Below are 8086 nucleotides of genomic sequence, written 5' to 3'. Positions count from 1 at the left end.
CCGGCCGCCGCAGCCGGAGTGGCTGAGCCAGTACGGGCTCAACCGCAGCAACGTCGACGCCGTGCACACCGGCGGCTGCTGGGCGGCCGCCCAGAGCGGGCGGTGCCGCCCCGCGACCCGGGACCAGGCCGTGGACGCACTGCGGCGCCAAGTACCCGCATGCCCCCACTGCCGGCCGGACACCGCCCTCGGCATCCTGGACTAGGGCCTGGCCGATAGATCAGCCTGCTCCACGTGTTTCACATCAGTCCCGCTGCCTGCCTTTCCGTGGATGTCCGAGATGAAGACGTCCCTCCCCTGGGGGCGGGCCCGTTGCACGCCGCCAAAGGAGGAACGCCGACAGGCCCTTCCGCCTATCCGATGGTGTAGGGCAGGAACTTGACGGAGGAGGCCACGTCGTTGAAACCGTTGCCGTTGTTGAAGCTGATGGACTCGCCGGGAAGGAGCGTCACGGGCACGCCCTTGAAGTCGTAGTCCGGGTAGATCCGCACGAGGTAGCGGCTGTTGTTGACGACGGAACTGGTCACGTCGTTGAAGTTGTAGTCGTCCAGGTGCGAGATGTCCTCGGTGGTGCGCAGGATCCGGGCGCTGCCTGAGGCGTTGTAGTCCCAGTTGTCGTAGAGGCAGACATAGTTCCGGGTGCAGGCGTCGCGGCCCTGGCCCCGGATGATCGACGCGTCGGCGAAGGCCGGCGCGGCCGCCGTCAGCAGGGCGGCGGTGACGAGTGCGGCACCGGGCACGAGGCGGGAAAGAGCGGCAGCGATGCTGCGCGTACGCGAGGGGGCAGCACGGAGCACAAGCGATCCCTTCTGGAGAAGGAAGAGGGGCCGGCCACACGGCCGACCGTGAACCCTCACCCAGGATTACGACCACGAGGCGTGACGGCAATACTACAATTCGTAGTCTTCGAAGGTGCGGGAGCACATCCCAGCAGCGCACCCTGCATCAGCGCCTCCACGCCCCCGCCCACCCAGCATCACCGCTGGCAACGCTCCAGCTTGGACGGCTCATGACGGGGGGCGGCCCGGACAGATGACGGGACCTGACTCATCGGACAGGCCGTAGTGTCAGCGTGGTCAGGCGCTGCGCGGACGGCGGCCCGTCGTCTTCTTCACCGCGGTCTTCTTGGCCGGCTGCTTCTTCGCGGCCGCCTTCTTCGTCGGCTTGGGCAGCTCGTGCACCTCGGCCGGGCCTGCCTTCTCACCCCGGGATGCCCTGGCCTGTTGCACGGAGGCGTTCAGCGCGGCCATCAGATCCAGGACCTGGGCCGGCTCCTCCGGTTCCGGCGCCTTTGGGAGCGGCTGCTCCTCGCGCTTGGCCTCGATGAGCTGGGCTACCGCCTCGGTGTAGCGGTCGGTGAACTCCTCGCCTTCCAGCGCATCAACCGTCAGGGTGTCCATCAGGGCCAGCGCGCCCTCGATCTCCTCCTCCGACACCTCCACCGGCGGCGGGAGCAGCTCGGTGGGGTCGCGGATCTCGTCCGGCCACAGCAGCTCCTGCAGGACCAGGGCGTCGCCGCGGACCCGGAGCATGCCCAGCCTCTCCCGGCCGGACCAGGCGTACTTAGCAATGGCCACCCTGCTGGAGCGGCGCAGCGCTTCGACCACCCGGTGCGCACCCGCCGCGTTTCTCCTTGACCACGACCCGTGTCAAGGAGAAACGCACCGCCCTCAACCGGCCCGCTCCACCGCACACAATTCCAACGGCCGCCAGGGGCACGCCGGTTACGCCCGCGCCGCGCTGCTGCAGGCGGCAGATCAGGTCACTGGCGGGTGGTGAACCGGCCGTCGGTCAGTTTGCGCAGCCAGCCGCGGTCGACGAGTCTGACCAGCTTCCCACGCAGCGGTTCCAGCTTGGACCGCACGCTGACGTCGATTCCCCATGCGTCGCCGACGTGCCGGGCCATGACCGGACCGGCGGCCTGCCGCACGGCGGCGAGAATGCGCTGGTAGTCCGGCGGGAGCATGGTTTCCTCCATGTCCGTTGTGCGGTGCGGGATCAGCATCACCGCACGTCCACCCCACCTGCCCGGGCATCGGAGTGACAGAGGCGCGTTCGTCGGCGAGCTGTTCGCTCATCCGCTCAAGGCCCCGCTCGGCGACGGCGAGCTCGTCCCGCTCGGCCCGCACCTCCGCCAACTGCTTGCCCAGCTGTTCTTCGAGCGCTCCACGCGCCGCGCAGTGATCCGTTCCAGCAGTTCGGGCTCCATGCACCGGATGGTAGAAGGCCAGCCGGCCCCAGCGAGCAGGAACCGGCGAGCCGATCTGCACACTCGGCGGGCAGCGTGCTACGCCCAATGAGTGAGGTCGTAGACGGCGTCACAGTTGGGGTCCTCTGCGTCCGACACCAGGTGCGCAGCGAGCGTGGTTGGCTCGTCAGGGGTGAGGATGGCGTTGAGCTTGGTCGAGGCCCACCAGCCCGTCGAACGGGGCATGCCCGTTTCCTCATCGACAACAGCCAGATCGATGCCGATCGTACGCGGGGAGTACGGAAGTTCCAGATATACGCGGACGCGTTCTTCCGTCATAAGGTCGAACCCGATGAGCTGGTACAGCTCGGGGGCGGGACTGTGCCGATTGTGCCAGGCGGGGTCAGCGAGGAGATCGCCGATCACGTAGTCCAGGCTGTCGTCCGTGGTCGTTTCGGATGCAGCCGGAATCACGCCGTCGGCGATCAGAGTTTCGCCGTCGAGCACCTGCGCCTCATGCCCTTGGGAGGAGAGTCGGCCGTTGGTCTCGGCCCACTGAGCGGCATGACGGAGGGCGCCCACGTACCACCAGGTGGCGATCGGGACTGCCTCGTTGGGGCGACGCGTGGGAAGGGTGAGCATCACGTGGCGGCGTTCTGAGTCTTCCAGACGCAATCGCAGCCCTTCGCCTTCCCCGACGAATCCGCGCAGCCGCAGACGCGTGTCCGGAATGGGGACGCCGATAAAGCGCCGCAGCGCCAGCAGAACGTCGGTGGTGTGGGCGTTCTTCACAGCAACTCCTACCCTCGATTGCTGGCGCTGCGGGCTGGGATCAGAGGTTGTTGACCCAGTCGCGGCAAACCGTTTGGCCGCGGCAGAAGGCGGTCACTGTGCCGATGGGGCGGCCGTCAGGAGTGTGGACTCCGCCGGGGCCCTTTTCGCCTTCCTCAGCTACGCTGGTGGTCACCATCCTGACGCTCGAACCATCGGTGACAACGCCGTCGTACTCGAGCCGGGTTCCGTTCACTCTGTCGGGCTTGCCGTTGTAGGGAGCGTTGATCGGGTGTTTTGCGCACATGTTGTGTTTCTGGCACGCGTGGTGCTGCCCGAAGCCGTCGTTCCCGTGGCGCGTCGGGATGTCGCGGTGGTCCCAGTCGAGCGTCGACCAGTAGATGTGGTACCAGGGAATGCTCGGATCCCGAGGCAAAGCCGGGCCGTTCTCGGTAGTGCCAGTCGGCAGCGGGACTCCCTGTTCCAGCGCCTTCTTCACGCCGAATCGCGCGACATACTCGTCGTTCGACATCACCTGAAGCTTGCCTTGAGGAGCGCTGCTTCCAGAAGCCGGTGATGGTTCCGCATGGGCACCGCCAGCCATCGCAGAGCCGACAATACAAAGAGTGGCGGCGCTTATAAACGCCGTCTTCTTGAAGAACGAATGCATAGACCCCTCCCGTCTATGGGCGTCCACGACGCCCATACCAGCCCGGATTGCCCGGGCATCTCCGCATTCGGCCCCGTGGTCAAAGGGGCCGCAGAGGTGCCTGCGGCAGCAGAGACTCCTGCAATCTACAGATCGTCATACAACGACTACAAGCAATAAAGAGGCATCGAGACGACATCCGGCCACCCGCTACCCACCTCTTGCGCGCCCTGCTCGTCTTGACGAACCTCGGAGTCAACCGCTGACGGATGATCTACTCCTCAGACAGCGGCCCACGACCAGCGTGAGCCCCCTGAAGGCCCATCACACCAGCCCTGTGACCTGCGGCTTCAAGTTGGCGGAGGCTCAGTGGACGCCACTCGGTGGAGTGGAGTTGAGCATCGCCGGTGCGCACCACTACACCGGGTGCGCAAAACCGGGTGCATCAGTGGCCGGCCTCCCGGCCACGGTGCAGTCCGGGCTCCTGCGGGCGGTGCGCCCGCTGGTCGTCCTGGCGCACCGGGCGCACTGCGTCGGCGTCGTCCTGATCGGTGTAGCGGTCCCTGCGGGCGAGGGAGTCGTCGGCCGCCTTGGTGAACGCGTCCTGGAGGCGACGCAGCCTCTCGGCCGTGAGATCGAGAGCTTCCACGTCCGTACGGGACTCCCGCAAGGCCCGCAGCGCCGTCATGTCGATCGCCTCCCGGCGTCCAGCCTCCGGCTCCTGGGGGTCGTGCCCAAGGTCGACGGCCGGGGGCGCGAGCAGCTGCTCGGGCATCGCCGCCTGCTGGTGCGCGACGACGTCGTACGCCCGGCCCCGCGCGACGGTGGTGCGCAGCTTCTCGCGGACCACCGCACCGGCGAGGACGGCCCGTTCGTACTGCAACGGGACGCGGGGTATCTCCCGCTCCCCCGGCTCCAGGTCCAAAGGCCGGGACGCGGGCGGTGTGCGCCGGTCGGCCGGGGGCTGCCGGTCTGGTGCGGCGGTGGGCGGGCGGCGGGCGGGTTCGAGGTCGGCCAGCGACCAGCGGGCGGTGTAGAGCCGGTAGCCGGGCTCCAGGCCGCGCGCGGTCTTCGGCTCGCTGATGTCCAGGCACTGGGTGGAGATGGCGGCCGCCACGATCCGGTCGTCCAGGCCGGGGTCGCGGCGGCGGCCGCGAAGGGCCAGGGCGAGGTGGCGGCGCGCTTCGGCGAGCAGGTGCCGGCGGTGGAACCGGCCGCCGTCGTTCATCACGAACACCGGCGCGGTGACGTCGACGGCCGCCAGGGCGACATCGACCACGGCGGCGATCCGGGACCGGATCGCCGCAGCCGCGGCATGGGCGTACTCGAGGAGGGAGTTGATGACGTCGACGGATACACCGGAAAGGATCGCGCTCACCTTCCACCACGCGCGCAACTGCGCGAGCGGCCGGGCCTTCTGCTTCGGCGGGCGCGTCATCTTCGCGGCGATCCCGTTCAGCTTGGCGCGGGCCCGCTCGGAGACCACGGGCAGGAACCGCGGCTCACCGTCGTCGTCGACGGCGGTGACGTACTCGTGCTCCAGCTCTGCCAGGCAGGCGGCGATCTGGTCGCTGCGCCGGGAAGTCCAGCGGATCAGCTCGTGCGGCACCCCGGCAATCTCCATCACCGGCCGGCGCCCCGACGGCGCGCGGCTCGGCCGCCAGCCCCAGCGCCTCGCAGACCTCCGCGGCCACGATCTCGTTGTAGAGCGCCGAGGCGGCGACGGTGTTCTCGTGCAGCGCCAGGGTGTGGATCGAGCCCCACTTGCCGTCCAGGCGCTGCCCCTTCACGGACAGAAGTAGATGGTCATGGAGCAAGGGCATCCCCGACCGTGCCTCGTAGTGGCGGAAGCGGGCGGCGACCAGACCCCCGGGCGGCCGTACCCGGTAGATGCCGCTCTTGCCGTACCGGATCACCGCCACCTCGTCCTCGATCCACTCCAGTACCCGCTCGATCGCGCGCTCGTGCGCGGCCTCGATCACCCGCCGGGTCTCGTCATCCCCCAGCGCCCACAACAGGTAGATCGTCGGCTGCGGCCGGAAGACGAAGTCGACACCCGTGGCCGTCACCTGGCGTCCGAGGGCGCCGGCCCTCCACGCCTTCTTCGGGGAGTTGCCCATGGCGAGCAGGTCGGCCTCGATCCGGTCCGCGTACGGATGCCGGCCCCGCTCGCCGAAGAGGTTCCGCAGCTGCTGCTCGGTGACCTCCTCACCCGGCGGCAGTCCGAGCACGGCCAGGCCGCGGCCCATCCATCGCCCGACCGGGACACCGGCCTCCTCCTGAGCCTCGCGCAACGGCGTACGGGCCGGGCGGCGGCCGTCGCCGACGACGGTCTGGCGCAGGTAGTAGCGGTACATCTGCCCGGCTCGGACGACCCTGATATCCACTGTCATGGAGACCACGCCACACAGCCCTGACCTGCAATAAAGGGCCGATCTGGCTCATGTTCCGCCACGCGGGAGCAGCGCCCGAACTTTCTTCTCAGTTGCCCGTCAGACGGGAAGCGGCCCCGGGCCGGCGAGCCAGTGTCATCGCTCTCCGGCACAACCACCCGGACGACACCACCCATCAGCCCCCGGCACCCTCGCCGCGGGCTTCGTCGTGGTACAGCCCGGAGAGCACAGTGCCTGCCGACGAGACAGCCCTCCGTTTCAGAGCCGACTTCCATTACCTCGCCCGCCCAGCGTCGGCATTTCCGTCCGGGGCATATCGGCAGAGGCTCGATATGCCTTGCCTCCGTGGTCTTTGGCTCGACGCGACGCTGTCATGAGGATCTTCGTGCGATAGAACGGAGGTCTGATCGCCCGCCTTTCCGGGCGAGTGAGCGCGGAGGGATTCTGTGGGGCTGGCACCTGACGTGAAACTGGTCGTGGACGGGATGATCAAGGCGTCCATGGGCATGGTGGACACGGTCATGGTCGGCACCCGGGACACCGCTATCGCCCTCTTCCACGAACTCGACCGGCAGCACGGCATGGCTGGCGACGACGATGCGGGACACGCGTTCGCGAAGGTGTACAGGTCCGCGGCAGCCACGACGCTCGACAAGATCGGCTTCAGTGCTTACGTGATGGGCGAGACCGGCAAGGGGCTGATGCGTACGTCCCGCGAGCTCATGGCGCGGGAGAGCAGTGTCGCCTCGGCGGCTCTCGGCCGGCAGGTGGATCTGACCGACGGCATGGGCGATCCCGCAGCGGACTGCTCGGAGAGCTTCCTCGGGCTGGGGCAGGAGCTTCCGGAGGTCGTCGGCGACACCGCGTGGTACGACCGGTACGCGCCCGCCGGGATGAGCGACCGTTTCCGCGGCTCGCCGGAGAAGCTGCGGGACGTGGCGGGTACCTGGCGCAGGGGCGCGAAGCTGATGGTGCGCTTTCTGGAGGACGCGCAGGCGTGCGCCCACACCGCTGACAAGGCCCACTCCGGGCAGGCCGCAGACGCGTTCCGCAGCTACTTCAAGGGCTTCGTCGGTTTCGCCGCCCCGCCCGAGCAGGCTCACCCCGACGAGCCGCTGGTCGCGAATCTCGTGGCTGCCTGCACCCAGCTAGCCAAGGCGTGCGACCGCTACGCCGACCACGTCGAGTCGGCCAAGGTGAAGATCGCAGACGACCGGGCGAACATCTTCCACGTGGAGATGCCCTGGGACTCTCCCATGTTCGGCGGCAACGGCGACGACGGCGGCCTCCTCGACGCCGTGCTGGGTGATCCGTGGATCCACCGGCTCGGCGATGTCGCTCACGCGCTGGATGATTCCGAGAAACGCGTCAAGCTCCCCCAGGGCTCGGACGGTCCACCGGGCCTCCCCGGCCTGCCGTTTCTCCCAGTTCCTGAGCCGGTGCCCGTGCCGGTGGCTCTCGCGTCGTACAAGGGCGGCCTGCCCGGCGTCATACCCGCCGCCTACCGGGACCCCGACTCCAACGTTCCGTACAAGGCTCCGCTGCCGCCGGTGGCGGGTACCACCCAGTTGCTCAACGCCGCCGACCGGAAGGCGTTCGTGACGTGGGTGAACACGCTGCGGCCCATGGGATTCGGCGGGAAGGGCACCGACCCGACCGATCCCGCCAACGCCTACCAGCTGCGCACCGCCGGTTATCCCGAGCGGCTCATCCCGCTGCCCGCCGACGCCCGGAAGGGCGCCATCGCGGACGGGATGCGGCCGGACGACGGATACATGGTCGACGCCAAGTACGTGCAGAACACGGACGACGAGTGCAAGAAGAACGCGTGGCGCACGCCGGACACCTTCGCGCTCGAAGACCAGTACGACAAGAACGGCAAGAAGAAGTGGAGCAAGAAGGACATCCTCGTCGGCAAGGACGAGGACGAACTGGGCGACTACGGGCAAGCCATGAAGGAACACAAGCAGATCCGCGGCCTGGAGATCATCACCAACGACAACGAGGCAGCCGCATACTGGCAGACGCTCATGGCGGCCCAGGGAGTCAAGGGAACCTCCCGGTACGTGCCCTAGCCCCGAACGC

9 protein-coding genes are annotated in these 8086 nt (G+C 68.4%); 2 read left to right on the top strand and 7 right to left on the bottom strand.

The genetic code is table 11. The features are described 5' to 3' along the window. A partial coding sequence (locus tag ACZ60X_RS40725) for a DUF6233 domain-containing protein (protein WP_469610247.1) occupies positions 1 to 205 on the top strand: 205 nt, incomplete at its 5' end. Positions 206 to 353: 148 nt separating this feature from the next. On the opposite strand, the gene ACZ60X_RS40720 is transcribed toward ACZ60X_RS40725, so the two are convergent. From ACZ60X_RS40720 to mobF, 7 genes are all read right to left on the bottom strand, one after another. Then, on the bottom strand, positions 354 to 797 hold the full coding sequence (locus ACZ60X_RS40720; protein ID WP_469610245.1) for a peptidase inhibitor family I36 protein: 444 nt from the start codon (positions 795 to 797) through the stop codon (positions 354 to 356). Between the two features lie 279 nt (positions 798 to 1076). Then, positions 1077 to 1607: a Ku protein gene (locus tag ACZ60X_RS40715; RefSeq protein ID WP_469610242.1), complete on the bottom strand. Its 531-nt coding sequence runs from the start codon at positions 1605 to 1607 to the stop codon at positions 1077 to 1079. A 155-nt stretch (positions 1608 to 1762) separates the two neighbouring features. Next, positions 1763 to 1966, bottom strand: a complete 204-nt coding sequence (locus ACZ60X_RS40710) for a hypothetical protein (RefSeq protein ID WP_469610239.1) — start codon at positions 1964 to 1966, stop codon at positions 1763 to 1765. A 321-nt stretch (positions 1967 to 2287) separates the two neighbouring features. Next, a complete protein-coding gene (locus ACZ60X_RS40705) occupies positions 2288 to 2980 on the bottom strand; it encodes a hypothetical protein (protein ID WP_469610237.1) in 693 nt (230 codons plus the stop codon). A 40-nt stretch (positions 2981 to 3020) separates the two neighbouring features. Continuing rightward, entirely contained in the window at positions 3021 to 3629 is a 609-nt protein-coding gene (locus ACZ60X_RS40700; protein ID WP_469610234.1) for a hypothetical protein, read from the bottom strand. A 424-nt stretch (positions 3630 to 4053) separates the two neighbouring features. Continuing rightward, complete coding sequence (locus ACZ60X_RS40695; protein WP_469610232.1) at positions 4054 to 5217, bottom strand: hypothetical protein; 1164 nt, start codon at positions 5215 to 5217, stop codon at positions 4054 to 4056. Next, positions 5111 to 6001 carry a MobF family relaxase gene (gene mobF / locus ACZ60X_RS40690; protein WP_469610229.1) on the bottom strand — a complete coding sequence of 297 codons (891 nt, stop codon included), beginning with the start codon at positions 5999 to 6001 and terminating at the stop codon, positions 5111 to 5113. Before mobF ends, ACZ60X_RS40695 begins: the two co-directional genes overlap by 107 nt. Before the next feature lie 446 nt (positions 6002 to 6447). On the opposite strand from mobF, the gene ACZ60X_RS40685 reads away from it, so the two are divergent. Then, positions 6448 to 8076 (top strand): restriction endonuclease fold toxin-2 domain-containing protein, encoded by a 1629-nt coding sequence (locus ACZ60X_RS40685; RefSeq protein ID WP_469610227.1) that lies wholly within the window; start codon positions 6448 to 6450, stop codon positions 8074 to 8076. Positions 8077 to 8086: the final 10 nt, after the last annotated feature.

It is taken from the genome of Streptomyces sp. NPDC104106 (assembly GCF_055584345.1).
Note: the sequence above shows the minus strand (reverse complement) of the source record. Positions and strands in the feature narration are given on the sequence as shown.